28 protein-coding genes and 1 tRNA gene are annotated in these 26,508 nt (G+C 65.6%); 6 read left to right on the top strand and 23 right to left on the bottom strand.

Annotated features, from left to right (window positions below; all coding sequences use genetic code 11):
* Positions 1-261, bottom strand: coding sequence for a hypothetical protein (locus J0H39_06695; GenBank protein ID MBN9496423.1), 261 nt, complete (start codon positions 259-261; stop codon positions 1-3).
* A 114-nt stretch (positions 262-375) separates the two neighbouring features.
* Between J0H39_06695 and J0H39_06690 the strand changes: the two genes are divergently transcribed.
* A tRNA-Thr gene (locus tag J0H39_06690) sits at positions 376-450 on the top strand.
* Positions 451-484: 34 nt separating this feature from the next.
* On the opposite strand, the gene J0H39_06685 is transcribed toward J0H39_06690, so the two are convergent.
* Positions 485-1,252, bottom strand: coding sequence for a response regulator (locus tag J0H39_06685; protein MBN9496422.1), 768 nt, complete (start codon positions 1,250-1,252; stop codon positions 485-487).
* Positions 1,253-1,314: 62 nt separating this feature from the next.
* On the bottom strand, positions 1,315-2,487 hold the full coding sequence (locus tag J0H39_06680) for an acetyl-CoA acetyltransferase (GenBank protein MBN9496421.1): 1,173 nt from the start codon (positions 2,485-2,487) through the stop codon (positions 1,315-1,317).
* Positions 2,488-2,634: 147 nt separating this feature from the next.
* On the opposite strand from J0H39_06680, the gene J0H39_06675 reads away from it, so the two are divergent.
* On the top strand, positions 2,635-3,114 hold the full coding sequence (locus J0H39_06675; protein MBN9496420.1) for a hypothetical protein: 480 nt from the start codon (positions 2,635-2,637) through the stop codon (positions 3,112-3,114).
* A gap of 9 nt (positions 3,115-3,123) precedes the next feature.
* On the opposite strand, the gene J0H39_06670 is transcribed toward J0H39_06675, so the two are convergent.
* Both J0H39_06670 and J0H39_06665 read right to left on the bottom strand, forming a co-directional pair.
* Complete coding sequence (locus J0H39_06670; GenBank protein MBN9496419.1) at positions 3,124-3,426, bottom strand: transcriptional regulator; 303 nt, start codon at positions 3,424-3,426, stop codon at positions 3,124-3,126.
* A complete protein-coding gene (locus tag J0H39_06665; GenBank protein MBN9496418.1) occupies positions 3,423-4,397 on the bottom strand; it encodes a sodium-dependent bicarbonate transport family permease in 975 nt (324 codons plus the stop codon). Before J0H39_06665 ends, J0H39_06670 begins: the two co-directional genes overlap by 4 nt.
* Positions 4,398-4,520: 123 nt before the next feature.
* Between J0H39_06665 and J0H39_06660 the strand changes: the two genes are divergently transcribed.
* Positions 4,521-5,930 carry a sodium:proton antiporter gene (locus J0H39_06660; protein ID MBN9496417.1) on the top strand — a complete coding sequence of 470 codons (1,410 nt, stop codon included), beginning with the start codon at positions 4,521-4,523 and terminating at the stop codon, positions 5,928-5,930.
* On the opposite strand, the gene J0H39_06655 is transcribed toward J0H39_06660, so the two are convergent.
* From J0H39_06655 to carA, 6 genes are all read right to left on the bottom strand, one after another.
* The gene (locus tag J0H39_06655; protein ID MBN9496416.1) at positions 5,899-6,237 is read right to left on the bottom strand and encodes an RNHCP domain-containing protein; all 339 of its coding nucleotides are present in this window, start codon (positions 6,235-6,237) and stop codon (positions 5,899-5,901) included. The two genes, J0H39_06660 and J0H39_06655, sit on opposite strands and share 32 nt — an antisense overlap.
* Positions 6,234-7,529, bottom strand: coding sequence for a chromate efflux transporter (gene chrA / locus J0H39_06650; GenBank protein MBN9496415.1), 1,296 nt, complete (start codon positions 7,527-7,529; stop codon positions 6,234-6,236). Before chrA ends, J0H39_06655 begins: the two co-directional genes overlap by 4 nt.
* Complete coding sequence (locus J0H39_06645) at positions 7,526-8,305, bottom strand: chromate resistance protein (protein ID MBN9496414.1); 780 nt, start codon at positions 8,303-8,305, stop codon at positions 7,526-7,528. Before J0H39_06645 ends, chrA begins: the two co-directional genes overlap by 4 nt.
* Positions 8,306-8,424: 119 nt before the next feature.
* Entirely contained in the window at positions 8,425-8,898 is a 474-nt protein-coding gene (greA, locus tag J0H39_06640; protein ID MBN9496413.1) for a transcription elongation factor GreA, read from the bottom strand.
* Positions 8,899-9,014: 116 nt separating this feature from the next.
* Positions 9,015-12,272: a carbamoyl-phosphate synthase large subunit gene (gene carB, locus J0H39_06635; protein ID MBN9496412.1), complete on the bottom strand. Its 3,258-nt coding sequence runs from the start codon at positions 12,270-12,272 to the stop codon at positions 9,015-9,017.
* A gap of 3 nt (positions 12,273-12,275) precedes the next feature.
* Positions 12,276-13,466 carry a glutamine-hydrolyzing carbamoyl-phosphate synthase small subunit gene (gene carA / locus J0H39_06630; GenBank protein ID MBN9496411.1) on the bottom strand — a complete coding sequence of 397 codons (1,191 nt, stop codon included), beginning with the start codon at positions 13,464-13,466 and terminating at the stop codon, positions 12,276-12,278.
* Positions 13,467-13,674: 208 nt separating this feature from the next.
* Between carA and J0H39_06625 the strand changes: the two genes are divergently transcribed.
* Positions 13,675-14,247, top strand: coding sequence for a TetR/AcrR family transcriptional regulator (locus tag J0H39_06625; protein MBN9496410.1), 573 nt, complete (start codon positions 13,675-13,677; stop codon positions 14,245-14,247).
* A 95-nt stretch (positions 14,248-14,342) separates the two neighbouring features.
* Here the strand turns inward: J0H39_06625 and greB are convergent, their stop codons facing one another.
* The 5 genes from greB to ykgO form a co-directional block, all read right to left on the bottom strand.
* Positions 14,343-14,888 carry a transcription elongation factor GreB gene (greB, locus tag J0H39_06620; GenBank protein MBN9496409.1) on the bottom strand — a complete coding sequence of 182 codons (546 nt, stop codon included), beginning with the start codon at positions 14,886-14,888 and terminating at the stop codon, positions 14,343-14,345.
* The gene (gene glcF, locus J0H39_06615; protein ID MBN9496408.1) at positions 14,885-16,186 is read right to left on the bottom strand and encodes a glycolate oxidase subunit GlcF; all 1,302 of its coding nucleotides are present in this window, start codon (positions 16,184-16,186) and stop codon (positions 14,885-14,887) included. The genes greB and glcF overlap by 4 nt, the downstream gene beginning before the upstream one ends.
* 2 nt (positions 16,187-16,188) lie before the next feature.
* Positions 16,189-17,394, bottom strand: coding sequence for a glycolate oxidase subunit GlcE (glcE, locus tag J0H39_06610; GenBank protein MBN9496407.1), 1,206 nt, complete (start codon positions 17,392-17,394; stop codon positions 16,189-16,191).
* Between the two features lies 1 nt (position 17,395).
* Positions 17,396-18,877, bottom strand: a complete 1,482-nt coding sequence (locus J0H39_06605) for an FAD-binding protein (GenBank protein MBN9496406.1) — start codon at positions 18,875-18,877, stop codon at positions 17,396-17,398.
* Positions 18,878-19,019: 142 nt separating this feature from the next.
* Positions 19,020-19,145, bottom strand: a complete 126-nt coding sequence (gene ykgO, locus J0H39_06600; protein MBN9496405.1) for a type B 50S ribosomal protein L36 — start codon at positions 19,143-19,145, stop codon at positions 19,020-19,022.
* Positions 19,146-19,386: 241 nt separating this feature from the next.
* Here ykgO and J0H39_06595 point away from each other — a divergent pair, with 241 nt between their 5' ends.
* Positions 19,387-20,016 carry a DedA family protein gene (locus J0H39_06595; protein ID MBN9496404.1) on the top strand — a complete coding sequence of 210 codons (630 nt, stop codon included), beginning with the start codon at positions 19,387-19,389 and terminating at the stop codon, positions 20,014-20,016.
* 1 nt (position 20,017) lies between these two features.
* Here the strand turns inward: J0H39_06595 and J0H39_06590 are convergent, their stop codons facing one another.
* The 6 genes from J0H39_06590 to J0H39_06565 are packed head-to-tail and all read right to left on the bottom strand — an operon-like array spanning position 20,018 to position 24,091.
* Positions 20,018-20,980 (bottom strand): methyltransferase domain-containing protein, encoded by a 963-nt coding sequence (locus J0H39_06590; GenBank protein ID MBN9496403.1) that lies wholly within the window; start codon positions 20,978-20,980, stop codon positions 20,018-20,020.
* Positions 20,980-21,327, bottom strand: a complete 348-nt coding sequence (locus J0H39_06585; protein MBN9496402.1) for a hypothetical protein — start codon at positions 21,325-21,327, stop codon at positions 20,980-20,982. Before J0H39_06585 ends, J0H39_06590 begins: the two co-directional genes overlap by 1 nt.
* Before the next feature lie 16 nt (positions 21,328-21,343).
* Entirely contained in the window at positions 21,344-21,670 is a 327-nt protein-coding gene (locus J0H39_06580) for an AzlD domain-containing protein (GenBank protein ID MBN9496401.1), read from the bottom strand.
* Positions 21,667-22,392 (bottom strand): AzlC family ABC transporter permease, encoded by a 726-nt coding sequence (locus J0H39_06575; protein MBN9496400.1) that lies wholly within the window; start codon positions 22,390-22,392, stop codon positions 21,667-21,669. Before J0H39_06575 ends, J0H39_06580 begins: the two co-directional genes overlap by 4 nt.
* Positions 22,389-23,162, bottom strand: a complete 774-nt coding sequence (locus J0H39_06570) for an amidohydrolase family protein (GenBank protein ID MBN9496399.1) — start codon at positions 23,160-23,162, stop codon at positions 22,389-22,391. Before J0H39_06570 ends, J0H39_06575 begins: the two co-directional genes overlap by 4 nt.
* Positions 23,159-24,091, bottom strand: coding sequence for an aldose 1-epimerase (locus J0H39_06565; GenBank protein MBN9496398.1), 933 nt, complete (start codon positions 24,089-24,091; stop codon positions 23,159-23,161). Before J0H39_06565 ends, J0H39_06570 begins: the two co-directional genes overlap by 4 nt.
* Positions 24,092-24,234: 143 nt before the next feature.
* On the opposite strand from J0H39_06565, the gene J0H39_06560 reads away from it, so the two are divergent.
* The gene (locus J0H39_06560) at positions 24,235-25,464 is read left to right on the top strand and encodes a hypothetical protein (GenBank protein MBN9496397.1); all 1,230 of its coding nucleotides are present in this window, start codon (positions 24,235-24,237) and stop codon (positions 25,462-25,464) included.
* Here the strand turns inward: J0H39_06560 and J0H39_06555 are convergent.
* Entirely contained in the window at positions 25,461-26,495 is a 1,035-nt protein-coding gene (locus J0H39_06555; GenBank protein ID MBN9496396.1) for a chemotaxis protein, read from the bottom strand. The two genes, J0H39_06560 and J0H39_06555, sit on opposite strands and share 4 nt — an antisense overlap.
* Positions 26,496-26,508: the final 13 nt, after the last annotated feature.

Raw genomic sequence — 26,508 nt, 5'->3', positions numbered from 1 at the left:
CTAACGCCCCAAGCCGGCCATCGCCGGCGGTTTGGCGGTCGTCGGCACCATGCCGCCCGCCGCCCCGCCGGTGCGCCCGTCGGTCAGGCGGCGCAATTTGCCCTCGGTCACCATGCGCTCCAGCACCGAGAAGACCTGCATCGTGGGGGCGCCCACGGCGTCGGCGATTTGACCCAATGAAAACGTGCCCTTGCCCTTCACCGCGGCGCGGATCAGGGGTTCGGCCAGTTCGGGCGATAGCATCTTGGGCGGGGCCGCCATAACCCCGATTTTGGGCCGGTTGGGGCCCTCGCGCAAGGCGAGTTGCGGCCCGGGCCCGTCTATGGCATAGACCCGGCCCCGCGCTGATTTTCGGGTCCGCCCTAGGCCCCGAGCGCTGCCGTAGCTCAGTGGTAGAGCGCGTCCTTGGTAAGGACGAGGTCCGGAGTTCAATCCTCCGCGGCAGCACCAGCGGGGTTCACAGAAATCCCCGCCTTAAAACGGATCAAAACGCCGGCAGAAGCCGCGTAAGCGCGTCGGCGACTTGGCGCTCCGAAATCGGCTTCGAGATCGCGGCGTCGGCCCCCATCTTTTTGGCGGCGAGCAGCGCGTCGTCGGGCGTCATGCGCGTGTCGAGCCCGCCCGAGATCGCGACCACGGGCAGATGGCCCCAATGCTCGCGCACGTATTTGATGCCTTCCACGCCGCCCATGCCGGGCATGAAGATATCGGTGATGACGATATCCGCCCCCAGCGTGTCCCAGCCCGCGAGCGCTTGTTCCCAGGTCGGCTTCACGACCGAATCGTAGCCGCGCTTGCGCAGATAGGCTTTGAGGATTTCGCCGATCGTCTCGCTGTCGTCGACGACCAGCGCCATCGGCTTGCGCTTGGCGCCGAAGCCCTTGCGCATGAGGTCGTCGATCCGGCGCGAAAGATCGTCGTGCGACACGGGCTTCATCGACAGGAAGTGGGCACCCGCCGCGCGGGCCCCCGCCAGCATTTCGGTGTCGGTCTTGTCGCGCTGGGGCTGGGCCAGCGCGATCACGCCCATATGCGGCCAGCGCCGCTTCAAGCGCGGCATGTCGGCGATCATTTCGTCGTCGAGCCCATCGACATCGACCACGGCGATCTTCGGCGCCATCGCCAGCCCCGCGACCGAAGGATCGCCGGGCGTGCGCGCCGTCACCGTTTGATAGCCTTTACCGGAAAGACCGGCCGCCAACGCCTGCAACGATTCTTCGAAGGCATCGATGAGGAGAATGGGACCTTTCATGGCCCGGGGCACTTAGCGCGCCCCAGTTGTCCTGACAAGCCCTCTATCGCCCTTGGGTACCGTCAGCTACGCAAAGGCTCCAAGATAGAGACGTAATTCGCGACAGCGGCACCGCCCATGTTGAAAACGCCGGTGATGCCGGGCTTGGGCACTTGCATGTCGCCGGCACGCCCCGTGGCCTGCATCGCCGCCATGATGTGCATCGACACGCCGGTGGCGCCGATCGGATGGCCTTTGGCTTTGAGTCCGCCCGACGCGTTGACGGGCAATTTGCCGTCCTTTTCGGTGAGGCCTTCCATCGCGACGCGTCCGCCTTGGCCCTTCGGCGCCAAGCCCATCGCCTCGTATTGGATCAACTCGGCGATGGTGAAGCAGTCATGCGTTTCGACGGCAGCGAGATCGCCGAGCGTGAGCTTCGCGTCGCCCAGCGCCTTGCGCCACGCCATAGCGCAACCTTCAAAATCGACGATGTCGCGTTTGGACATCGGCAATAGATCGTTCACCTGCGCCGTGGCGCGCAGGGCGACCGCCTTGCCGCCCAACGCCAGCGCCGTCGGCAAGTCGGCGAGCACGAGGGCCGCCGCACCATCGGAGACCAAGCTGCAATCGGTGCGGCGCAACGGCCCCGCGACCAGCGGATTCTTATCCGACACCGTGCGGCAGAATTCGTAGCCGAGATCCTTGCGCAACTGTGCGTAAGGATTCACGGCGCCGTTCTTGTGATTCTTCGCGGCGATCTTCGCCATCGCGTCGGACGGGTCGCCGTAACGTTGCGCGTAAAGCTGCGCGATGTGGCCGAACACGCCCGCGAAGCTCATGCCGGGGCGATCCTCCTCCTTGACGTAGGAGGCTTTCATCAAGATCTCGCCGATCTTGTCGCCCGGCGTTTCGGTCATCTTCTCGACGCCGACCACGAGCACCACGCGCGCTTTCTTCGCGGCGATCGACGTCAGCCCCAAATGCACGGCGGCCGAACCGGTGGCGCACGCGTTCTCGACGCGCGTCGCCGGTTTGAAGCGCAACGCATCCGACGCTTGGAAGACGAGCGAGGCGGGGAAGTCCTGCTTCACGAAGCCGCCGCCGAAATGGCCGACATAGATTTCGTCGACGTCGCCGGGCGCCACGCCCGCATCGTCCATCGCCTGAACCGCGACTTCCGCGATCAACGCTTCGAGGTCGAGCCCCTCGCGTTTGCCGAATTTGCCGTGCGACCAGCCGACGATGCATCCCGCCATGGCGCCCTCCTCGGACGAATTTCAAGCCGTCGAATTTCCGCATTTTATCAGGGGCTTGGCGATGCGGCAATTCGCCGGGTGCCGGGCGTCCAAATCGCGCGCAGAAATGGCACAGAAAGATTGTGGTTATTAAGGGGGACCGGTCCGATGACAAAACCGCGCGATATCGCTTCGATCCGCGCCGGATTGCACCGCGCTTTGGGCCTGCTGCCGGAAGAGCGCATCGCCGCCGCCACAGGCAAATCGGCGTCGCTGTTCCGCAAATGCGCGGACCCCGACAACAAGCGCCACCGCCTGCAAGCCGAAGACGCCGTGGCGCTCGATGCAGCCTGCGTGGTCGCGGGCGAGCGCGCGCATATCCTCGAATCCTATCGTCAGGCGCTGGATGCCCGCGTGGCGGAACTGGGCGGGCCTTGCGCCCATCGCGCGACCGATCCGTTGCGCCGCGTGGCGCAAGCGACCCGCGAATTGGGCGCCATCGCCGGTGCGGTCGCCGAGGCCGAGCAACCGCTCACGCCCGAGACGACGCAGCGCATCGCCAATCTGGTCGATCGCGCGCTCGATACGCTGACGCATCTCAAAAACGATTTGCGCGACACCACGGGGGCCGCGCAAGCCGCCGTGTGACACGGTGCGTCAGACGTATTTATCGCCGCGCACGACGTCGACGTCGCTGGTCCACGCGATCGTGGCGTAATGCGGGAAATAGGTTTCCGCCAGATGCGCCATGATGCGCGCGGCGACATCGGCGCCGACCACCGCTTCGATGCGCAGATTGGTTTCGCCCACGCGCCCCGCGCGCTTGGCGCGCGAACCTTCGCCATGCGCTTCGCTGGTCGTGTAGCCGCTGGCGCCCAAGCGTTTCACGTCGGCCACGATCTTCGGCGCGATCGTTTCCTCGGCGACGATGACGACGAGTTTCAGCGGTGTCAGCATCAGCGTCCTCCGGCCAGATATTGCGCGAAGGCCGCATAGAGCGGTAGCCCCGCGAGCAGGTTGAACGGGAACGTGATCGCCAACGACGCGGTCAAGTAATAGCCGGGCGACGCGTCGGGCAACGCGATGCGCACCGCCGCGGGGGCCGCGATATAGGAAGCGCTTGCCGCCAACACGCCCAGCACCGTGGCACCACCGACCGACAGCCCCGCGATCCCGCCGAGCCACACGCCCAGCGCGCCATGCAGCAGCGGCATCGCGATCGCGAAGCCGAACAGGAATGCACCCACACGCCGGAAATCGGCGAAGCGGCGCGCCGCGACCATGCCCATGTCGAGCAGGAACAGGCACAACACGCCCTGGAACGGTGCCGCGAAAAACGGTTCCACCGCGCGATAGCCCGAAGCGCCGGTCAAAAAGCCGATGGCGAGGCCGCCCGCGAGCAGCACGATGCTTTTCCCGGCCAGCACTTCGGGCAAGGCCGCGCGCCAATCGGCGCCGCCGCCGGGCGCCGCGATCTTGGCGAGCATCAGCGCCACGACGATGGCCGGCACTTCCATCGCCGCGAGCACGGCGGGCATGAAACCTTCCGCCGAATGGCCCAGCGCTTGCGTATAGGCGATCGCGGCGATGAAGGTGACGGCGGAGACCGAGCCGTAATGCGCCGCGATCGCCGCCGCATCCGCCACGCCAAAGCGGCCCCAGCGGCGCAGGATGTGGAACGACCACACCGGAATGACCAGGCCGAGGCCGATCCCCGCCGCCATCGCCCCCGCCACGGCCGCGAAGGGCGCATCCGACAGCGCCACGCCGCCTTTCAGCCCGAGGGCGAAAAGCAGGTAAATCGACATGACCGTATAGATCTGGTCGGGGAATTTGAGGTCCGAACGGACCCATTGGGCGGCGGCGCCGAGGGCGAAGGACAGCACCATCGGCGACAGCAAATTCAGGCGGACGATTTCCAGCGTCGACATGCGCCGAATATAGGTTTCGTCGCGCGCTTTGCCACCCCGTCCGCCCGCCGAGTTCGCTTGACGGGGCGGTTGCCCCCGGCCAAGTTCTCCCGCCGATAAGCGTGGAATGGCGGGAGTTCGGGTATGTCGATTCGGGTGCTAGCGACGGCGGCGATTTTATCCGCCCTGCCGGGAACGGTTTTCGCGGCGGATCTGGACGGAGCCGCCCTCGCTTGGCCGTGGGCCATTCCGTTCTGCGGCCTGCTGTTGTCGATCGCCATCATGCCGCTCGCCGCACCGTCGCTCTGGCACCATCATTACGGCAAGATCGCGCTGGCCTGGGCGCTTGGCGTGATCCTGCCCTTCGTCGCCTCGTTCGGCTTCGCCACCGCCTTCGCCGCGATCTGGCACACGATGGCGGCCGAATATATTCCCTTCCTGATTCTGCTCGGCGCCCTCTTCACCATCGCGGGCGGCGTCTATGTGAAGGGCAATCTGCACGGCAGCCCGAAGACCAACACGGCGTTGCTGGCCGTCGGCACGGGCATCGCCAGTTTCACGGGCACGACCGGGGCCGCGATGCTGCTGATCCGCCCCGTCTTGCGCGCCAACGACGAACGCCGCCACAACGCGCATGTCGTGATCTTCTTCATCTTCCTGGTCGCGAATATCGGCGGCAGCTTGACGCCGCTGGGCGACCCGCCGCTGTTCCTCGGCTTCCTGAAGGGTGTCGGCTTCTTCTGGCCGACGGTCCATCTGTTCCTGCCGATGCTGACGGTGACCGCAATCCTGCTCGTCGCGTTCTACGCGCTCGACAGCTGGTTCTATCACCGCGACGAAGCCTTCAAGGCCAAGTACGACCCCACGCCGGATGCGCCGCTGTCGATCGAAGGCAAGGTGAACATCCTGCTGCTCGGCGGCGTCGTCGCCGCCGTGCTGATGTCGGGCCTATGGAAGCCCGGCATCGCCTGGAACATCGCGGGCACGGTCATCGAGTTGCAGGGCGTGGCGCGCGACGTGATCTTGCTGGCGCTCGCGTGGCTCTCGCTCAAAATCACCCCGCCCGGCTGCCGCGAGGCGAACGCGTTTTCCTGGGGGCCGATTCAGGAAGTCGCGAAACTGTTCTTCGGCATTTTCGTCACCATCGTGCCGGTTATCGCGATGCTGAAGGCCGGCAAGGACGGCGCTTTCGCGGGCGTCGTCGCCGCGGTGACGAACCAAGACGGCTCGCCCAACGCGGCGATGTATTTCTGGCTGACCGGCATTCTGTCGAGCTTCCTCGACAACGCGCCCACCTATCTCGTGTTCTTCAACACGGCGGGCGGCGATCCCGCGACGCTGATGGGCCCGCTCGCCACCACGCTCGCCGCGATTTCGGCCGGGGCGGTGTTCATGGGGGCGAACACCTATATCGGCAACGCGCCGAACTTCATGGTCAAGGCGGTGGCGGAGGAGAACGGCGTGAAGATGCCGAGCTTCTTCGGCTATATGCTGTGGTCGATCGCGTTCCTGATCCCGTGCTTCATTCTGGTCGACCTCGTTTTCTTCCTATAGCGCCTTCCGCCGCCGCGCGCGCCAGCGCATAGATCGCGTCCGCATCGTCGCCGGGCGAGGTGCGGCAGCGGCGCGTGACGCCGCATTTGTCGCACACATGCACGATCGAGCGTTTGCCGCCCTTCTCCTCGACCGCGACGGGGCGCATCGCACCGCCGCAATCCTCGGCGCGGTCGCCGGGCGAGACGTCGACATGCAGCGACCACAGGCATTTCGGGCAATGATTCGTGTAGCCGTCGCCGCGCGTTTTGGCGCCGCATTTGACGCACGTGAAATCCTCGACGCGACGGGTGAAGGAACCGCTCATAGCCCGGCGAGCATCCGCACGACGCCATAGAGCGCACCGCCCGCGACCAGATAGTGGATCGGCGGGTTGAAGCGCACAGACACGACGAAGGCGATCGCCGCGACGGCGATGGCGATCAAATCCGGCCCGGTCTTCGGCAAGAACACTTCCTGGCCCAGGAACACGGCGAGATTCAAAATCACGCCGACGATCGCGGCGGTGATCGCCGCCAGCGCCGCCGACACGGCCTTATTGGCGTGCAAGCCCTCGACATAGGGCGCGCCCGCCAGAATGAACAAGAAGCTCGGCAAGAAGGTGCAATAAGTCGCGAGGAACGCGCCCGCTACGGCGGCCGTCGCGGGATCCGCCGCGCCGCCGTTCCAGCCGGCATAGAAGCCGACATATTGCAGCACCAGGATCAGCGGGCCGGGCGTCGATTCCGCGAGCGCCAAACCGTTGAGCATGTCGTCCGCCGACAGCCAGCCATAGAGATTGACCGACGCGTCGGCGATATAGGGCAATACGGCATAGGCGCCGCCGAAGGTCACGAACGCCGCCTTGGTCATCAATTCGGCGAGATCGGCGAAGGGATAGGCGCCGAAAATCGCGACGACCGCATAGACCGGAATCGCCCACAGCACGACGAAAAGCGCGACCAGCTTGGCGATACGTGCAGCACCATTGCGCGGCAATTCGCCCGCTTCGCCGGGCGTCGCCGCGTGACCGGCGGGGGCGAAGAAATTCCCCCAGCGCGACGCGAAGGCGCCCAACGCGGCCGCGATGGCGACGACCCAGGGGAAATCGATCCCGGCGAAATGCAACGCGCCGAAGGCGAAACCGGCCAGCGCCGTCGCCTGCCACGTGGTCAGCGCCTTCTTGCCGATGCGCCACACCGCATGCGCGACGATGGCGACGACGACGGGCTTCAACCCGTCGAACACCGCGCCGACCCATTTCGTGTCGCCGTAATGCGCGGCGATCCACGACAGGATCAGCATCGCCAAGGCGCCGGGCAGCACGAACAGCCCGCCCGCGACGATACCGCCCCAGGTCCCATGCAGGCGCCAGCCGATATAGGTCGCGAGCTGCTGGGCTTCCGGCCCCGGCAGCAGCGTGGCGAAGGACAGGCCGCGCAGAAACGGGCCCTGCCCGATCCATTTATGCCGATCGACCAGATCGGTCTGCATCATCGCGATCTGCCCGGCCGGCCCGCCGAAGGACAGGCAGCCGAGTTTCAGCCAATAGACGAAGGCTTCGCCGAAGCTCGGCCGGTCGGGGAAAGCGGGCGCGTTCGCGTCGGGCATCGTCGTCATCCTTGCTTCGGCGGCCAGCCGTGTTTTTCTTCGCGGGCCGTCAAAGCCCAGGCGTAGAGCGCATCGTAGAGCACGAATCCCTGACGCAGCATCGCATGATCGTCGGCGGGATTCATCGCCGACAAGCCCAGCGACATCGCCAGAAGCCCGGCGGCTTCGGGCGCCAGATCGGGCCGCCCGGTATCCGCGCCGCGCACGATGGGGGCGAGGGCGCGCAGGCCCGGATCGTCGAGCCCATACCGCGACAAAAACGCGTCGAAGCTGCAATTCTCGCCGTCATGCGAGAATTTGACGCCGGGCACGTCGAACGGTTCGGCGTCGAGGCGCTTCGACGCCGCGATCACCTCGCCGGACGGGACGAAATGGAATTCGGCCTGCGGATCGACGAAACGCGCGATTAGCCACGGGCAGGCGACGCGATCGATCTTCGGCCGTTCGCGCGTGACCCAGCGTGTGGGCGCCATCGCGGGTTTCGGCGCCGTCGGCTTGCCCGCTTCGCGCCAGGCTTCGAACCCGCCGTCGAGGAAACGCGCGTCATGGCCGCCCGCCCGCAACGCGGCCGCCGTGCCTTGGCTGACCGCGTGCCCGTGCACGCAGAACACGACGATCGGCGCGCCGGCGGGGATTTCGCCCATCCAGCGATGGACCAACGCGGGGTCGCGATACGCCGCCCCCGGAATGGAAGCGTCGGCGGCACGGAACACCGGCCGGCGGCGCACGTCGTAAAGCGTTGCCCCCGGCAGGTCGGAAAGTTCGGCGATGAAAATGGCGGTCATGGATATTCCTCCTCGAACGTATCGAGAAGGCAGTGCTTGGAGGTTTCCCTCTCAAGACCGGGGCGACTGCCGCAAGCCCCGAAGATGACCCGTGTTTTAGACGGCGCGCGCGGCGCCGTCTATTTGAATTTCACCTTCATGATTTCGTAGGCCTTGTGGCCGCGCGGTGTGGCGACCTCGACCGTATCGCCGGCCTGCTTGTTGATCAGCGCGCGCGCGAGCGGCGAGGTGATCGAAATGCGGCCTTTCTCGATATCGGCTTCGTCCGCGCCGACGATCTGATACGTCGATTCCTCGTCCGTATCCTCATCCGCCAGCGTGACCTTGGCGCCGAATTTGATCTGCTTGCCCGACAGCAAGGCGATGTCGATGATCTCGGCGCGGCTGATCTTGTCCTCGAGTTCCAGAATGCGGCCCTCGATGAAAGATTGGCGCTCGCGCGCGGCGTGATACTCGGCGTTCTCCGAAAGGTCGCCGTGATCGCGCGCCTCGGCGATCGCACGAATGATCGCGGGCCGCTCGTTCGACTTCAAATTCTTCAACTCGGCTTCGAGGCGCTCGTAGCCCTCGGGCGTCATCGGAACTTTGTCCATTTATCGCGAACTCTCGTCCGTTTCCTATACCTCGCCCTCTTCGGCAAAATCGCACGCCCGCGGTCGGTTCCGGGGGAACCGGCCGCCCGGTCCGCAACGCGTTTCGGGAGGCGCCTTCAGAAGGCGCCCTTAAAGTACGCCTGGAGGGGGGCTACTTCAAGACTGCCGGCGCGCAAGGCCCCGATCGCCTCCACCGCCGCCCGGCAACCCGCCAAGGTGGTGTAATAGGCGATCCCCGACATCAGCGCCGTATGCCGCAAACTGAATGAATCTTCAACGGCTTGCGCCCCCTCGGTGGTGTTGAAAACCAGGTCGATCTGACCCGATTTCATCGCATCCACGATATGGGGGCGGCCTTCCAGAACCTTGTTAACCTCGGTGATGCCCTCGACCCCGGCCCGGGCGAGATAGGCCGCCGTGCCGCGCGTCGCGACGATCTTGAACTCCATCTCCTGGAGGCGCTTGGCCATCTGAACGGCGATCTTCTTGTCGCCGTCGCGCACCGACAGGAACACCGTGCCCTTGGTCGGCAGGCGTTGCCCCGCGCCGAGCTGCGACTTGGCGAAGGCATGGCCGAAATCGGCGTCGATGCCCATCACCTCGCCGGTCGATTTCATCTCCGGCCCCAGCAGCGTGTCCGTGCCGGGGAAGCGCGCGAAGGGGAACACGGCTTCCTTCACGGCGACGTGATCGAGCTTGCGGTTCTTCTTGAGCTTGAACGACGCGAGCGTTTCGCCGGCCATCACGCGCGCGGCGATCTTGGCGATGGCGATCCCGGTCGCCTTCGCCACGAACGGCACGGTGCGCGAGGCGCGCGGGTTCACTTCCAGCACATAGACCTCGCCGTCCTTCACGGCGAACTGAACGTTCATCAACCCGACGACGCCCAGCGACGACGCGAGCGCCACCGTCTGGCGTTCGATCTCCGCGATGATCATCTTGGGCAGCGAGTATGGCGGCAGCGAACACGCGCTGTCGCCCGAGTGAATGCCCGCCTCTTCGATATGCTCCATGATGCCGGCGACATGGACTTCCTTGCCGTCGGCGAGCGCATCGACATCGACCTCGATCGCGTCGGTGAGGTAGCTATCGATCAGCACCGGGTTCTTGCCGGAGACGCGCACCGCCTCGTGGATATAGGTGCGCAGCGCATCGGGCGTGTGCACGATCTTCATCGCGCGCCCGCCGAGCACGTAAGACGGGCGCAGCAGCACCGGATAACCGATGCGCGTCGCCTCGGCTTCCGCTTCCTTCAGCGAGAACGCCGTGCCCGACGGCGGCTGCTTGAGCTTCAGCTTGTCCAGGAGCTTCGCGAAACGCTCGCGATCCTCGGCCAGATCGATCGCGTCGGGCGACGTGCCCAGAATGGGAATGCCGGCCGCTTCGAGCGCCGACGCGAGGCGCAGCGGCGTCTGGCCGCCGAACTGGCAGATCACGCCGACGACTTCGCCGTTGGTCTGCTCGCGGCGCACGATCTCGATCACCGTTTCGGGCGTCAGCGGCTCGAAATACAGGCGATCCGCCGTGTCGTAATCGGTCGAGACGGTTTCCGGGTTGCAGTTGACCATGATGGTCTCGAACCCGGCCTCGCGCAGCGCGTAGACCGCGTGCACGCAGCAATAGTCGAATTCGATCCCCTGGCCGATGCGGTTGGGCCCGCCGCCCAGGATCACGACCTTGCGCTTGTCGGTCGCTTCGTCCTCGCTCTGCGCCACGCCGAAAGACGGCGTTTCGTAGCTCGAATAGAGATAGGGCGTGCCCGACGCGAATTCGGCCGCGCAGGTGTCGATGCGCTTGAACACCGGCAACTGGCCGGCGGCGCGGCGCGCGGCGGCGACATCGGCCTCGCTCTTGCGCGTCAGCGTGGCGAGACGCGCATCGCCGAAGCCGAGCTTCTTGATCTCCAGCCAGCCCGCCTCGTCCTTCGGCAAGCCTTTGCGCTTCACCTCGGCTTCCGCGGCGACGATGGCGGCGACTTGGCGCACGAACCACGGATCGTAGGAACAGGCGCGGCAGATTTCCTCGACCGACAGCCCGATGCGCAGCGCCTGCGCGATCACCAGCAGGCGATCGGGCGTGGGTTTCGACAACGCGGCCAACGCGGCCATGCGTTCCTTGCCCGGCTCCTGGCCGGGCACGTCGATTTCGTCGAGGCCGGTCAGGCCCGTTTCCATCGAACGCAGCGCCTTTTGCAGCGCCTCGGCGAAATTGCGGCCGATCGACATCGCCTCGCCCACCGACTTCATCGCGGTGGTGAGCAACGCCGGCGTGCCGGGGAATTTCTCGAAGGTGAAGCGCGGCATCTTGACGACGACGTAGTCGATCGTCGGCTCGAACGACGCGGGTGTCGTCTTGGTGATGTCGTTGGTGAGTTCGTCCAGCGTGTAGCCGACGGCGAGCTTGGCCGCGACCTTGGCGATCGGGAAGCCCGTGGCCTTTGACGCGAGGGCCGACGACCGCGACACGCGCGGGTTCATCTCGATCACGATCATGCGGCCCGTTTTCGGGTCCACGGCAAATTGCACGTTCGACCCGCCGGTCTCCACACCGATCTCGCGCAGCACCGCCAGCGAGGCGTCGCGCATGATCTGGTATTCCTTGTCGGTCAGCGTCAGCGCGGGGGCGACGGTCACGCTGTCGCCGGTGTGCACGCCCATCGGATCGACGTTCTCGATCGAGCAGACGATGATGCAATTGTCGTTGCGGTCGCGCACGACCTCCATCTCGTATTCCTTCCAGCCGAGGACGCTTTCCTCGACCAGCGTGGAGCCGACGGGCGAGGCGCGCAGCGCGCCCAGCACGATCTGCTCGTATTCGTCGGCGTTGTAGGCGATGCCCCCGCCGGTCCCGCCCATCGTGAAGGACGGGCGGATGATCGCGGGCAGGCCGACATGCTCGAGCGCCTTTTTCGACTCGTCCATCGACGTGACGAGCATCGAGCGCGGGCAATCGAGCCCGATCTTCGCCATCGCATCGCGGAAGCGCAGCCGATCCTCGGCCTTGTCGATCGCGTCGCGCTTGGCGCCGATCATCTCGACGCCGTATTTCTCCAGCACGCCCATCTCGGCGAGCTTCATCGCGGTGTTGAGCGCGGTCTGCCCGCCCATCGTGGGCAACAGCGCGTCGGGGCGCTCCTTGGCGATGATCTTCTCGACGATCTCGGGCGTGATCGGCTCGACATAGGTCGCGTCGGCCAAACCCGGATCGGTCATGATCGTCGCGGGGTTGGAATTCACCAGGATGACGCGATAGCCTTCGTCCTTCAGCGCGCGACAGGCTTGCGTGCCCGAGTAATCGAACTCGCAAGCCTGGCCGATGACGATCGGCCCGGCGCCGATGATGAGGATCGAGGAAATGTCCGTCCGTTTCGGCATGGCTCAGCGCGCCTTCTCTTTGGCGATCAAATCGACGAAGCGTTTGAAGAGGTAATGGGCGTCTTGCGGACCCGGGCTCGCCTCGGGGTGGTACTGCACCGAGAAGGCCGGGCGGTCGGTCGCGGCGATGCCTTCGTTCGTGCCGTCGAACAGCGACACATGCGTGACGCGCGCGTTGTTCGGCAGCGTTTCGGGCAGCACCGCGAAACCGTGATTCTGGCTGGTGATCTCCACCTTGCCGGTGTCGAGATCCTTGACCGGATGATTGGCGCCGCGATGGCCGCGCGGTAGCTTGGTCGTCTTCGCACCGAGTGCCAGCGCCATCATCTGATGGCCCAAGCAAATGCCGAAGATCGGCATCTTTTTGTCGAGCAGCGCCTTGATCGTCGGCACGGCGTAGACGCCCGTCGCCGCCGGATCGCCGGGGCCGTTGGACAGGAACACGCCGTCGGGCTTGTGGCGCAGCACGTCGTCGGCCGACGCATCGGCGGGCACGACCGTCACGTCGCAACCGGCGGCGGCGAGGCAGCGCAGGATATTGCGCTTGGCGCCGTAATCGATGGCGACGACCTTGAAGCGCGGCCGATCTTGCGTGCCGTAGCCCTTGCCCAACACCCAGGTCGTTTCGGTCCAATGATACGACTGGCGCGTCGTCACGTCCTTGGCGAGGTCCATGCCTTCCAGGCCCGGCCACGCTTTGGCTTCGGCGCGCAACGCGTCGACATCGAACTTGCCGTCGGGTGCGGTCACAATCGTGCCGTTGGGCGCCCCGCCGTCGCGGATATGGCGCGTCAACGCGCGCGTATCCACGCCGACGATACCGGGCAGCCCGTGCGACTTCAGCCACGCATCGAGCGATTTGTCGCTACGGAAATTCGACGGCTCGGTCGGTTCCTCGCGCAACACCAGACCGCGCGCCGCCGGGGTGATCGTTTCGATGTCTTCGATATTGGTGCCGACGTTCCCGACATGCGGGAAGGTGAAGACGATGATCTGCCCGGCATAGGACGGGTCGGTCAGAATTTCCTGATAGCCGGTGATCGAGGTGTTGAAGCAGATTTCTCCGGTCTTACGAGCCGGTGCCCCGATCGCGCGGCCCCAGAAGATCGTGCCGTCGGCGAGCACCAACGCGGCGGTCGCCCCGGCGGGAATCCCCGCCTTGTTTTTCGGGAGGGTGCGGGTGGCGCTGACCATGCGGGGCTCCTGGGTTGGCGATCGGCGGCGGGTCTAGGCGCCTGCCCAAGCTTTGGTCAAGCCCGGATACGCCGCCCGCAAGCCGCTGAAATCATGAGAACTTCCATGCACCGCCAAGCGGCAGCGCCGACTCGCCGGGTGATTCCGGCTCGCTTTAATGGACCGATTGGTTTAGTTTGTACCTATCGGTCCATAGAGATTTACCGTCATGCCCCGAATTGTCGCCGAACGCCAAGACGTGCTGCCCAAGCTCGCGGAAATCTTCCGCAAGCGCGGCTATGACGGCGCCAGTCTTTCCGAAATCGGCAAGGCGACGGGCTTGGGCAAAGGCAGCCTTTATCACTTCTTCCCCGGCGGCAAACCGCAAATGGCGGAGGACGTGCTCGCCGAGATGGACGCGTGGTTCGAAGGCAATATCTTCGCGCCCTTGCGATCGATCCCGGCGGGCGACGCGAAGGAAGCGCGCGCGCGTTTGACCGAAATGTGCCGCGCGCTCGACGCGTATTTCAAATCAGGGCGGCGCGTGTGCCTGTTCGGCGCCTTCGCGCTCGCCGATACGCGCGAAGCCTATGCCGCGCGCATCCGCGGCTATTTCCAGCGCTGGATCGAAGCGATCGCGCGCGCGTTGGTCGTGGCGGGACGTGCCCCCGCCGATGCGCGTACCGAGGCGTTCGACGCCGTGGCCTGCATCGAAGGCGCCATCGCGTTGTCGCGCGCCGCCGACAACCCGCCCGCTTTCGCGGGCGCCATCGCGCGTTTGCAGGCGCGGCTGGTCGCCTGAGCCCAATCGTCATCCCGGCCAAGCGGATCGCGACAGCGAGCCGCGCGAGCCGGGATCCCGGGTCTCGCTGACGCTCGCCCGGGATGACGAAGAATTCAGTACTCGATCTTCAGGACTTCGAGCGTCTCGACGCCTTTGGGCGTGCGCACGTCGATCAAATCGCCCACGCGCGCCTTCAGCAACGCGCGCGCGACGGGGGCGACCCAGGCGATGGCGCCCGGCTCGCTATCGGTCTCGTCCACGCCGACGAGCCGCACCGTGCGTTCCTCGCCCTCGCCGTCGGCATAGGTGACGCGTGCCCCGAAGAATACCTGTTCGCGGTTGGTCTGGCGCGCGGGATCGACGATCTCCGCGATCTCCAACCGTTTGGTGAGATAGCGGATACGCCGGTCGATCTCGCGCAGGCGGCGCTTGCCGTAGATGTAATCGCCGTTCTCCGACCGGTCGCCATTGCCCGCCGCCCAGGACACGGTCTCGACGACTTTCGGCCGCTCGACGCGCAGCAGATGTTTGAGTTCGTCTTGCAGCTTTTGCCAGCCGGCGGGCGTCATCAGATTGCGCGACCCGCCCGGCAGCGGTGCGGGTTCCGGGCCGTCATCGTCGTCCGAATCGTCGTTCTCTTTGGTGAAGGCTTTACTCACGCTAACGCTTCCGGTTTGGGTCCGCCGGCCGCCCAATCGAGCAATTCCACCGTATGGACGACCGGCACGGACGCCGCCGCCCCGATCTGCGCGATACAGCCGATATTGCCCGCCGCGACCAGATCGGGCTTCAGCGCTTGCAGATTCGCCACTTTGCGCGCCTGCAGCTGCTGGGCGAGTTCGGGCTGCATCAGATTATAGGTGCCGGCCGAGCCGCAGCACAGGTGGCCTTCGGCGGGATCGCGAATCTCGAACCCCACATCGGCGAGCAGCTTGCGCGGAACACCGCCCAGCTTCTGCCCGTGCTGAAGCGAACACGCCGAGTGATAGGCGACGACGAGTTTCTCCGGCGCCTTCGCCTGCCCCATGCCGAGCTCGGTCAGTAATTCGGAGATATCCTTCGTGCGGCGCGATACATCTTCGGCGAACGCTTTCAGATGCGGGTCCTCGCGGAACATGAAGCCGTAATCCTTGACCGTCGTGCCGCAGCCCGAGGCGTTGACCACGATCGCGTCGGGCCCCGCCCCGCCCCACAGCTTCATCCAGGCGCGGATATTGGCGGCGGCGGCTTCATGGCTCGCCTCGGTCTTGCCCATGTGATGGACGAGCGCCCCGCAGCAGCCCGAGCCGTCGGCAATCGCGACATCGCAGCCCAAGCGCGTGAGCAAGCGGATCGTCGCGTCGTTGATCTGCGGCGCGAGCACACGCTGCGCGCAGCCTTGCAGCAGCGCCACGCGTTTGCGCGTTTTTCCTTCGGCTGGAAACAGCTTGATCCCTTCCATCGGCGAGGGCGACGGAATGCGCGCGGGCGCCATATCCAGAAGTGCGCGCATCCGGCCAAAGAAACCCTTCGACGGCAGCAGCGCGCGCAACGGCTTCGCCAGCAACGCGCCGATCAACGCGATGCGCATCCGCCCCGGATAAGGCAAGATCGCCGCCAGCACGGCGCGCAACGCGCGATCCAGGAAGGGGCGCGTATAGGTCTTTTCGATATGCGCACGCGCATGATCGACGAGGTGCATGTAGTTCACGCCCGACGGGCAGGTCGTCATGCACGAGAGGCACGACAAGCAGCGATCGACATGCTTGACCGTGCGCGCATCGGCGGCGCGGCCGGCTTCCAGCATGTCCTTGATCAGATAGATGCGCCCGCGCGGGCTGTCGAGCTCGTCGCCCAGCGTCACATAGGTAGGGCACGTCGCGGTGCAGAAGCCGCAATGCACGCATTTGCGCAGGATCGTTTCCGACTCCCGCGTATCCGCATCGGCCAATTGCGCGAGGGTGAAATGGGTTTGCACCGTCAGACTCCCGCGTACATCCGGCCGGGGTTGAGAATTCCCGACGGATCGAATTGAATTTTGAGGCCGCGCGTCAGGGCCATCACGGGCGCGCTGAGCGGCTCGAACACCGGCACGGCTTTGCGCGCGGCGTCGGACGCGCGGATCAGCGTCGCATGCCCTTGGCCCATCGCGGCGCGCAGCGCCTCGGCATAGGCGGCGACTTTCGCGTCCGCCATCGCGAGCCACACCAGCCCGCCGCCCCAATCGAAATAATAGGCGCTGTCCGGCAAGGCGGCGACGAGATCGGGCGCTTGCGTCGCCGCCAGCGACACGCGCCACAAGGCGGCGTCGGCGGGCAGCAGGGCGCGCACGTCGCGCACCTCCTCCCAGAAAATCTTGGAGCGCATCGAGTGCAGCTCCTCCTGCCCCGCTTTTTCGGGCAAAGCTTTGCGCAACGCTTCGCAGCGCGCGGCGACGGAAACGGCCGTGCCCTCGACGCGGATCGCCGTGACCGACGCGCCTGCGTTCTTTACGTGATCGACGGCCGAATGCGCGGCCGTGGCGGCCGGAAGATACGCCGCCCCCGAGACTTCCCAGGGCGAGTTCAACGCATCGGCCAGCAGGGCCACCGCCTCAATCGGCGTCAAACCGAAGGCCAGCACCGTGCGCGACTTCGGCGGGGCGGGCATCACCTTGACCGTGACGGTATCGAACACGGCGAGCGTGCCCATCGAGCCCGCCATCAGCTTCGGCAGATCGTAGCCGGTGACGTTCTTGACGACCTTGCCCCCACCCTTGAATGCTTCGGCGCGGCCCGAGACGGCGGAGAAGCCGAGGAAATGATCGCGCGCCGATCCGATTTTGACGCGGCGCGGGCCGCCGAGATTGGCCGCGAGCGCCCCGCCGATCGTGCCGCCGCCGACTTCGCCGCCATACAAGGGCGCAAGGTCCGGCGGCTCGAAGGCCAGCATCTGCGCGCGCTGTTCGAGCAGCAGCAGAATGTCGCGCATCGGCGTCGCCGCACCGCAGGTCAGCACGAGTTCCTCGGGCTGATAGTCGATATCGCCCTTCAGCGCCGAGGTATCGAGCACCAGCGACGACGCGACCGGCCGGCCCAAGCCGCTTTTGGTGCCGAGGCCGCGCACGTCCACCGCGCGTTCGTTGCTGACGCAGGCGGCGATCGCGTCCTTCAATTGGGCCGCGTTGGTCGGTTTGAAAACTTCCATCTCAGAACCGCGGCAAATCGGGGAAAGGAATGGCGCCGCGCTGCACATGCATCCGGCCCATCTCGGCGCAGCGATGGAGCTGCGGGAAGACCTTGCCGGGATTGAGCAAGCCGTCGGGGTCGAAGGCGCATTTGACGCGCAGTTGATGGGCGAGATCGGTCTCGTCGAACATCGAGGGCATCAGATCGCGCTTTTCGATCCCCACGCCATGCTCGCCGGTCAGCACGCCGCCGACTTCGACGCACAGGCGCAGAATATCGGCGCCCAGCGCTTCGGCCGCCGCGAGTTCGCCATCTTTGTTCGCGTCGAACAGGATCAGCGGATGCAGATTGCCGTCGCCGGCATGGAATACGTTGGCGACGCGAAGCCCGTGCTTGTCGCCGAGCTGGCCGATGCGCGTGAGCACTTCCGACAATTTCTTGCGCGGCACCGTGCCGTCCATGCAGACGTAATCGGGGCTGATGCGCCCGACCGCCGGGAAGGCCGATTTACGGCCCGCCCAGAAACGCAGACGCTCCTCCTCGCTTTCCGAAATGCGGATGGAGGTCGCGTTGTTTTCCTTCGCGATGCGCCCGACCGTGGCGATCAACTCGTCGCATTCGGCTTGCGGCCCGTCGAGTTCGACGATCAGCAGGCTTTCCGCGTCGAGCGGATAGCCCGCGTTGGCAAAGGCTTCGGCCGCGTGGATCGCGGGCTTGTCCATCATCTCGATCCCGCCGGGGATGATGCCTTCGGCGATGATCTGCGCCACGCAATTGCCGCCGTCCTCGACCGTCGGGAAACCGATCAAGGCGCCGCGCGCAGTTTGCGGCTTGCGCAGGATTCGCACGGTCACTTCCGTGACGACGCCGAGCAACCCTTCCGAGCCGACGACGAGGCCGAGCAGATCATAGCCGCCCGCATCCATATGCTTGCCGCCGAGGCGCACGATGGTGCCGTCCATCGTCACCATCTCGACGCCCAGCACGTTGTTGGTCGTGAGACCGTATTTGAGGCAATGCACGCCGCCGGAATTTTCCGCGACATTGCCGCCGATCGTGCAGGCGATCTGCGAGGACGGGTCCGGCGCGTAATAGAAGCCGGCATGCGCGACCGCGTTGGAGATGCCGAGATTCGTGACACCCGGCTGCACGCGCGCGCAGCGGTTGGTGTAGTCGATCTCCAGCACCTTGTTGAATTTCGCCATGCCGAGCAGCACGCCGTCTTCCAACGGCAAAGCGCCGCCCGACAGCCCCGTGCCCGCCCCGCGCGGCACCACTTTGATGCCCTCCGCGTGGCAGTATTTCAGCACGGCGGCGACCTGTTCGATCGTCGAAGGCAGCACAACGACCATCGGCAATTGCCGGTACATCGCCAAACCGTCGCATTCGAACGGGCGGCGCCCGATTTCCGAATCGATCACGCCGTCGCCGGGCACGATGTCACGCAAGGCGGCGACGATCGATTCGCGGCGCGCGAGGATTCCCCGATCGGGGGCGGGCATCACGAGCATGGGCGGCTCCCTGGACTTCGTTTCCTTGTAAAGCGGCGGGCGCCAAAAAGAAAACCCCCGGTACCGGATCCGGTACCGAGGGTTTTTCGTTCCTCAAGAAGCGGCGGAGAATTTCCCGCCGATTCGCGCGAAATCAGCCCTGGCGGGCCTTGAAGCGCGGGTTCTTCTTGTTGATGACGTAGACGCGGCCCTTACGACGGACGATCTTGCAGTCCTTGTCGCGCTTCTTGGCCGACTTCAGCGAGTTCACGACCTTCATGGCAAGCTTCCGTCCGAGAGTGAAATACGGGTTCGGCCGAGGTTGCCCCCGGCCGAATGAGGCGCGGAACATAGGGACATCCCCCGCCCCTGTCAACCGGGGTCTGGCGGCCCGGAATATCGGGGCGGACACGTACACGAAAATGACCAATTTTCGGTGCGCCACCGTGATTTAGCACGATGGACAGGCCGCGTACCCGCCCGTAAAGTGCGCGCTTTCAGGGACGCTTCAAACGCCGCCAATGTCACTCGAAAGCTGGATCGACTGGATCGCCGGGTACGGCGATTGGTTCTACCTTCTGACGTTCGTCTGGACGTTTTTCGAAGGCGAGACCTTCGTCATCTTCGCCGGTATCGCGGCGAGCCCCGCTTTCGAAATTCTGCGCGTCGATTATCTGATCGCCTGCGCGTGGATCGGCAGTTTTTGCGGCGACAATCTCTATTTCTTCCTCGGGCGGCGCTACGGCCATCGTTTGATCGCGCGTTTCCCGCGCCTCAAACCGGGCACCGACGTGGCGCTCGACCTTCTGCACAAATACAACACCGGCTTCATCCTCGCCTTCCGCTTCATCTACGTGGTGCGGAATTTCAGCTCCTTCGCCTGCGGCATGAGCAATCTGTTCTGGCCGCGCTTCATGATGCTGAACTTCATCGCGGCGGGCGTGTGGTCCTGCACCTTCGCGGGTGCCGGCTATCTGCTGGGCGAGGTGTTCACCAAGGCCGCGTGGCCGATCAAGATCGTGGTGCTGTGCCTGTTCGCCACGCTGATCACGCTGGCGATCCGCACCCATCGCGCCAATAAGCGCCGCGTGGCCGAGGCCGCCGCGCGCGAAGCGGCCGAAGCCAAAGCGATCGAAAACTCGCCGGCCTGATCTATTGGGCGGCCGTGGCGAGGATGCGCGCGACGCGCAGATCGCCCGATTGCAGCGCACCCACACGGCGCTGCCACAACTCTGCTTCGCCCATCAGCGCCCGGCCTTCGTCGGCGTTCAATTCGCCGCGCTTCACCAGCGCGTCGATCTTCGCCCAGCCGGTCAACACCGTGCGCATGAACGTCTCGGTGTGATCTTCCACGCCCAGGACCGCGAGCCCCGCTTCTTTGAGGCGCGCGGCGAGTACGGGCAACGTCGCGAGCCGGGGGGCGGTCGCCTCGCCCAGGCGATAGGCGTCCAGCGCCGCGCCATGCGCGTCCTCGCGCGCCAGGCAGAATTCGACAACGAGCAGGCGCCCGCCCGGCTTTAACGACGCCGCGACGCGTTTGAGCAGCACCGTCTTGTCCGACATCAGCGACAGCGTGTTGCGGATCAGCGCCGCGTCGTAATGCCTGGGCTTGAAAACGTCGCGGTCGATGTCGAGAAAGTCGATCGGTGCGCGATCGCCCAGCGACGCGGCGATCGACAATCCGTGGCCTTCATGGGCGAGATCGGGCGACAGATCGAAACCGTCGATTATCGCGCCATAGGCGCAGGCCATCGCGCGCGTGCCGCCGCCAAGGCCGCTGCCGATATCCAGGCCCCGTCCGTCGCGCGGCAGTTTCAGCGCGCTGGCGATCGTGACCGTGTAGTCGATGCCGCCGGGGAACGAGAACCCGTCGCCCCACACCATCTGCGCGACCTTCACGCGTTCGGGCGGCCAAGTTTCGCGCACGAGGACCTTGCCCGTGGGTTTGACGCGCGGGCGTGGGGCGGCGATCACGGGCGGCGGGGACGCTGCGTCCGCCTCGGCGGCCCGCGCGCGCGCTTGGAATTCGTAGCCTTCCCACCACGCGTGGAATTTGGCGCGCGCCTCGGCTTTGCCGTCCCACCAACGCGAAAGGGAACTCCGTTCGCCCGACATCAATCCGCCGGCCGCAAGCCATCGCGCGGTGTCGCGAAGCGCGGCGCGGCATTGCCCACGCCAAGCCCGATCAACTCGCCCGCCGCGTCGAAGGTCAGGATCACGACTTCGCCGCGCCCGTTGTGCGCCGTCGCGCGATAGCAGCCATCGACGAGTTCCATCTTGTCGAGCCCGACGAAACCCATATCGAGCAGCGTGGATGTGATGCGATCGATCTTGTCGCGCGCCAAGCCTTCGGCCGTGCATTCGGCCGCCGCCGGGGCCGGGGCGGGTACGGGCGCCGTCGGCGACTGCGCGAAAACCGGCGCGGCGACGATCGACAAGAGAAGGGCGATGAAGCGGGTCACGATGCGCAATTCTACATCAGCCCAGCCACGCCGCCAGTGCGACGGCGCCGGTTCCCGCCCCGCAGCCCAGGAAGACGTTGCGTCGCGCCAGGAAAAACACGCCGATCGCCAGCGCGAAGGCAGACAGACGAACGGTCAACGTCAATTCCAACAAGCCGCCGGCCGGAAAGACGACAAGCCGCACGACCAAGGCGGCGAGCACGGCGTAGGCGATGCAGGAAAACCATTCGAAGGCGCGTCCCTGCGGGTCGAGCCGCCCGCCCACCGCCACACCGAAGGCGCGCCAGAAATAGGTTGCCAATGCCGTGACCACGGCGGCGATGTAGATGCCGAGCGGGCTCATGCCGCGCCCCGCTTCGACAGAATGTAAGCGAGCGAGCCGCCCGCCACGCCCGCGATCAACAAACTCCATTCCGGCACGAAAGGATGCAGGATCGCGCACAACCCCGCGCCGCACAGCATCGACAAGACGCGCTGACGGTTGCGCAGATCCTGCAACATCAGCAGGCCGAAATAGAGCGGATTGAGGAATACGAGGGCCAGCGACACGGGATGCGGGAACACGCCCGCGGCGAAATAACCGATCGCACAACCCGCGAGCGACGCCGCCCACAAGGTCAGCGCGCAACCCATGAACCACGACAGGCGCTGTTCGCGCGGAACTTGGGGTGCGTGCAGCATGGTCAGCGCCCAGCATGTGATCGCGACCCAGTTGGCGGCGAGATAAAGCCGCCACGCCGGCCGGCCTTCGACGCGCACGACCGGCAGCATCACCGTGCACATCGGCGCCAAGCGCATATTGGCGAGTGCCACGCCCAGCGCGATCGCCAGCAGCGGCGCGCCGGCCAAATAAAGCTCCACCATCACCAGCTGGCCGGGCAGCGCCCAGGCGGTCAGCGTGGTGAACATCGCGATGTCGAGCCCCAAGCCGTTGTCGCGCACGAAGCCGCCGAAGCCGACATAGGACGCGCCGAGCACCAGGGCCGGCATGCCAGCACCAATTTTGGCGCCGGCGCGCAGGCCTTCGCGCACCGGCGACGGCGATGGAACGGAAACGTGTGTCACGCGGACGATTGTGACGCGGCCGGGCGGTAGAATTCCAGCGCCGTTTGATAGAGCGCCTTGCGGGCCAGCTCTGCGCCCAAAGCACTCTCGATCAAGGCGAGGTCCGCCGGCTCGAACGGGCGGCGCGCGCGCGTCGCCGGCAGATCGCTGCCGAACATCAACGCGTCGGGCGCCGCCGCCGCGATCTTTTCCATCGCCTTGATCGGATCGAGCAACGCGCGCCCGAACCCCGCCGCCTTCACCTTGGCGCCGCCACGCGCGAGTTCGACGACATGACCGAGGCTGGGTTCGTTGAAGCCCAGATAGTCGATCGCGAGTTTGGGCAGGCGCGCGAGGATCGCAAGCTCGTCGGCGGCGAGTTTGGAAAGATCGGCGTAGATCTCGACATGCCAGCCGCAGAGTTTGTGGAGGCGCTTGGCGAAACTCTCGATCCGCGCCAATCCTTCGCTCGGATTGCGGCGCAAATCGTAGCGCACGGCGCGCACCCCGCCTTCGTTCAGACGCAGGATTTCATGATCGAGCATCGATTGCGGGATCTGCGTCACGCCGACATAGCGCGGCCCAAGCTCGGCCAAGGCGGCGACGAGATATTCCTGATCAAAGGCCTGGAAACTGCCCGAAATGATCGTGCCGCCGGCGAAACCCAAGCCCTCGATCGCGTGCCGGTAATCGGCGCTCGTATAGCTTTCGGGCGGCGCGTCTTCGAGGGCGATCAGCGGAAAGCGCGGATCGACGATATGGAAATGGGCGTCGAAGATCGGCGCCGTCATAAAGGCTCGACGGCGAAGCGGATTTCGCCCGACAAGGTTTCGCCGGGGGCGAGCACGCGCACGCCCGTATCCGCCGCCCCTTTCGCCATGCGGTTCATGCCGTCATTGGCGTGGCTGACCGGCTCGACGCAGAAATAGGGTTTGCCCGGCGGCACGTAGATCACCGCGTGGCCGAAGACCGGATCGGCCGCCATGTGCAAAACGAGCCCCGCCTCCGGCCATTCGATCCGTGCCGCACCCGTCCAGCCCGCGAAGCAATTGTCGATCGCGAGCGGTGCCACCAGCTTGCCTTCGGCGAAATTCCACGCGGGCGGGATCGGCTCGAACGCCACGGGCATCATCCCGTCGTCGTTGCGCCAATACCCCGCGGCTTGCGTGGACAGGCGGGCCCCCGTCGTACGCGCGAAAAACGGATGGATGCCGATCCCGGCGGGGGCCGGCACGTCGCCCGTATTGGTCAGCGAAACCGCGAGCGCGAAGCCGCCGGCATCGATCCGGAAGCGCTGCTCCGCGCGAAAGGCGAAAGGCCATTCCGCGGCACGGCTGCCGCTCGCGTCGTGATCGAGGGTGAGCGTCGCTTGCGAAGCGCTCGCCTCGGCCACGCTCCAGGCGCGCTGCCAGGCATTGCCGTGGATCGAATGCGGATGCGAGCCGAAATTCGGCGCGAGGCGGAATTTTCGCTTCGCAAAATACAACGTGCAATCGCGCATTCGATTCGAATACGGGATCAACGGATAACTCGCCGCGGCGCTCGCGTTGCGCGCGGACAAGGCGGCCTCGCCGATCGGGCGCATCAAATCGAAACCGCCGCCCGCCTTGGTGCGGAACGCGCCGATGATCCCGCCCATCTCGGGCACGAGTTCGAGCGACAGATCGCCCGCCGCGAGCGTCAGGAGTCGGGGGAGATGGCCAGCACCGGCAGATGTCACGTCGATATTCCGCGCGTTGGGATTCGGTGGAAATGCCCGCGAATTGTAACCCGAATCGAGGCCCGATCGGGAAGGACCGGAGTGATTGCACCGTCCTCGCAGGTGGAATATTGTTGCCGCACGCTTTTCACCCTTCGCCGTACGTGACCGATTTGAACGCCCCGCCCGCCAAAAAGCCCGAGCCGAAGAAGAAGAAGAAGTCGCTATCCCCGATCCTCGATCAGATCGTGTATGGCGGTTCGTCGGTGGCGTTGAGCCTGATCAAGATGCAGGCGATCGCGGGCGACCGCGCGCTGTTCCGCTCGCCCAGCCTCAACAAAACGGTCATCTTCAAATATCCGAATTTCGATCAGCAACTCGCCGATCAGCCAACGCCCCCGCCGGCGACCGCGACACCGGCGGCGGCGGCGGCACCTTCCAGCGAAGGGCCGAAGAAAGCCGATCGTCCGATCGAAACCGCGATCTACATTCCCCATGACGCGGAGGAGATCGCCGCCGGCGGTTACGCGATCTATCTGCGCCAGCGCGATTTCGAAAATCTGATCAAGCACCATGTCGGCATCGACATCGGCCAGATCTCGCAAGCCTACGAGCGCGACGTCGAAATCCTGCGGCTGATCGATTCGATCCCGTCGCTCGACCCGTTCCTGCTGAAAAGCGCGCTGGCGAAGTTCCAGGACGAAGTCCATCCCGGCTATTTCTCGATCTCCGAGGTCGAGGAAACCGGCATCAAGACGCTGATCGCCGGCAAGGTGAACCCGATCGTCGCCAAGGCGCTGGGCCTCACTTCCGCCAACGACGTCAACGAACGTTCCGCGCGCTTCCTGCAAGCGTTGTGGGACCCGACGATGCCGGAAGCGAAACTGTTCGTCTCCGCCTTCGGCATTTCCGGCGATCAAGCGCAGCAGATTTTCGAAGGCTGGAAGGGCGTGTCGTTCTACGAGCACACGTTCAACCGCAACAAGGCGGCGACCGCGAAGGTGCTGTCGTGGCTCAACTCGCCCGACGCCATCCCGCTCGATATCCGCGAATACAAGCACTACAAGGAACAGCAGGATATGTTCCGCCAGCAGGTCATCAAAAAGCTGCGGAACATCATCTCCACCGTGTCGGCGATCTTCGGCGAATATACGATCTGCCACGGCAAGTTCATGAACGAGGGCGATCCCAAGCCCTTCCGCCAGTTCCTGGCCGGCGTCTATCGCCGCTATTGGGTGCTCGGCTATTGCTCGATGGCCGTGCTGCACGCGTCGAGCATTTTCGACCGCTTCATGCAGAGCGCCATCCAGAACCGCCTGCAATTCGACCAGCTCGATGAAATGCTGAAGCGCCTCGACGTGTCGCTCAACAGCCAGTCGGACGGCACCGTTTAACGCGCGCCTTCGGCGCGCTGAACGATCGCGCCGTACCACCCGAGCCCCGGATAAGTCTCGTAGCCCGGCGTCGCCGCGAAGGCGACCGTCGTGCCGTCGTCGCGTTCGTAGGCGCCGGTGCGCTCGCCTTTCGTCTCCAAGCGGAATGTCTCCGCGAGCGCGCCTTGGTCGTCCGACGCGGCGATGACGCGCCCGGTCGAATCGACGATCAAACAGCGCGTGCGCTCGCGCTCGTGCGCCAGCAGCCGCACGGATTTGACGACCGCCGCCGATTGCGCGGCCCAATCGAAATGTATGGCGAGCGCGCCGAGGATATCCCCGTTGCTCGCCCCGCCTTTGCGGATGGCGGTCGCGAACGTCGCGACGGGGGCGTTCTCCAACAACGGATCGCGCGCGACCTCCATCGCGACGTAATCGTCCCCGCTGCGCAATCCCATCGCGCGGCGGTACCATTCCGCGCGCGAGACGTCCGACCCGGCGACCGGAAACCGCCCGGCGCGGCCGCTGGCGACGACGCGGCCCGCCGCGTCGGCCACCCAAATATCGAGATAGACGGTATAGGCGCCCAGAATGACACCGAGCCGGCGCCCGGCCGTCGCGGCCGTCTCGGGCACGGCGTTTTCCAGCGCGTCGACGACGGCCGCATCGGTCGCCCACCAGCGCACGTCGCAGGAGCGTTCGTAGAGGTTCCGGTCGACGATATCGATCATCGCCAGCGACAGATCGGCCAAACGCTGGCCGCGCATGCCCGCGACCATTTCGGCGCCCAGCGTGGCGAGTTCGCGCGTCGCCGCGGCGAGGTCATTCGACAGCTCGTCGGCGATGCGCGAAATCGAAATCGACACGGATTTGACTTCGTCGGCGACGACGGCGAATCCGCGTCCCGCTTCGCCCGCGCGCGTCGCTTCGATTTTGGCGTTGAGCGCGAGCATCTTCACGCCGCGCGTGACCGCGTTGATTTCGCCGATCTTATCCTCGGCCAACCGGCCGACATTCCGCGCCAAATGGACGACTCGTTCTGGATCCGCCACGTCTTCGCTCCGC

It is taken from the genome of Alphaproteobacteria bacterium (genome assembly GCA_017308135.1).
GTDB lineage: Bacteria > Pseudomonadota > Alphaproteobacteria > CACIAM-22H2 > CACIAM-22H2 > Tagaea.
This window is presented reverse-complemented; position numbering and strand designations above follow the sequence as displayed.